The organism is Kocuria sp. (assembly GCF_030536815.1).
Lineage (GTDB): Bacteria > Actinomycetota > Actinomycetes > Actinomycetales > Micrococcaceae > Kocuria > Kocuria gwangalliensis.
Genome location: NZ_JAUNPE010000347.1, coordinates 1 through 1,519 on the forward strand (window position 1 = coordinate 1; position 1,519 = coordinate 1,519).

Annotated in this window: 2 protein-coding genes and 1 pseudogene; 2 read left to right on the plus strand and 1 reads right to left on the minus strand. The window is 63.1% G+C overall.

Annotation, left to right across the window (positions count from 1 at the left end; all coding sequences use genetic code 11):
• Both Q4E95_RS13840 and Q4E95_RS13845 read left to right on the plus strand, forming a co-directional pair.
• Positions 1-520: crosslink repair DNA glycosylase YcaQ family protein (locus Q4E95_RS13840; protein WP_303383845.1), on the plus strand; the 520-nt coding region annotated here is incomplete at its 5' end.
• A gap of 247 nt (positions 521-767) precedes the next feature.
• Positions 768-1,022, plus strand: a pseudogene (locus Q4E95_RS13845) (Fpg/Nei family DNA glycosylase); the annotation flags it as partial.
• A gap of 99 nt (positions 1,023-1,121) precedes the next feature.
• Here Q4E95_RS13845 and Q4E95_RS13850 read toward each other — a convergent pair.
• Positions 1,122-1,331, minus strand: a complete 210-nt coding sequence (locus Q4E95_RS13850) for a dodecin (RefSeq protein ID WP_303383846.1) — start codon at positions 1,329-1,331, stop codon at positions 1,122-1,124.
• Positions 1,332-1,519 lie beyond the last annotated feature (188 nt).

The following is a 1,519-nucleotide window of genomic DNA, read 5'->3' on the forward strand; positions in this document are numbered from 1 at the left end:
CGCCGCACGCGCCCACGGCATCGGGACGGCCCGGTGCCTCCGTGATTACTTCCGGCTGGGGGCGGCCGACACCAACCGCGCCCTGGCATCCTTGGTGGCCTCCGGAGACTTGGAGATCGTGACGGTCCCCGGCTGGTCGGATCGCGTGTACCTGGACACCTCGGCTCGCATTCCCCGGAAGGCTCACGTAGAAGCCCTCCTCAGCCCCTTCGATTCACTGATCTGGCAGCGGGAACGCACCGAAGCATTGTTCGGCATGCGCTATCGCCTGGAGATCTACACCCCGGCCCACCAGCGCATCCATGGCTATTACGTGTTGCCGTTCCTCTTCGGGGACACGTTGGTGGCCCGGGTGGATTTGAAAGCGGACCGGGCGACCGGGCGACTTCTGGTGAAGCGGTGTACCTGGGAACCCGACGCCCCGCCCGAGGCCTTTTCCGCCCTCCAGCAGCACCTGCAAACTGTGGCGCGGTGGTTAGGGCTCCACGACGTCGCGCATCACCAGCCGGGCGCACACTAGGGGAAGAATGAAGTCATGCCTGAACTGCCCGAGCTGGATGCAGCCGTCGATCAACTCAGGGAGCGCCTGGTGGGGCATTGCCTCCGGACGTTACGCGGTCGTTCATCTCGCCCTGGCTGGTTGGCTCAAACTCGGGGCAAGCGACGTTGGCGAAAGACCCCCGGCCAGGACCGGCCCGTTGGCCATCAGGTTGAATTTCGACGACGGCGCTCGCCTGGATTTCACGGAGCAGGGCAAACGTAAGGGCATGGCCCTGTGGATCACCGACGACCCGGAATCTTGTGAACGGGTCCAGCGATTGGGCCCGGAAGTCGACGCCGTGTCCTTGGACAACTTCGCTGAGATGCTCAGCGCAACGTCCTCACGGTTGAAGACCGTCCTCACGGACCAGACGACCATGGCGGGGATCGGCAATGCCTGGTCGGATGAAGTCCTGCATCGCGCCAAACTTTCTCCGTTTGTCGCCGCCAATAAGTTGGATACCAACCAGGTGGGAGCACTCTACGAGGTACTGGGTGACGCTCGTACCGCGCTGGCCGAAGTGTCCTACGTGGGCCGCCTCAGCGTGTGGGCCGTGGCCGGCTGCAGGGGAGAGCTGAACTCAACTCTCGTGACGGAAACCCACCTTGATGGTGACCTGCCAATCTGCGACTTTGCCGTCCTTGATGTGCCCGCGGACGGACTGAACCTCAAACCAATCCAGGTTCCGCAGTGACTTGGCGGCCTCAGCCAGCGCGTTTGTGATGGCGGCGTCGCTGCCTTCCGGCGAGGTGCCGACGATTTCGGTGATGTTGTACACGTTGTTGGCCATGGTTCCTCCAAAGGTGGATGCCGCCGCCGCAGACCGGCGAGTTATCGCGTATGTAATGCACGTCACACTACCGGGCGGACTTGGGCAATTGAAGAATCAACGGCGGAGTCTGAGGGGAGGAAGCCGCAGAAATATGGCGTGCGAGACGCTTTTCCCTCACACCACACCGGGTGTCGCGCGGGGTTGGT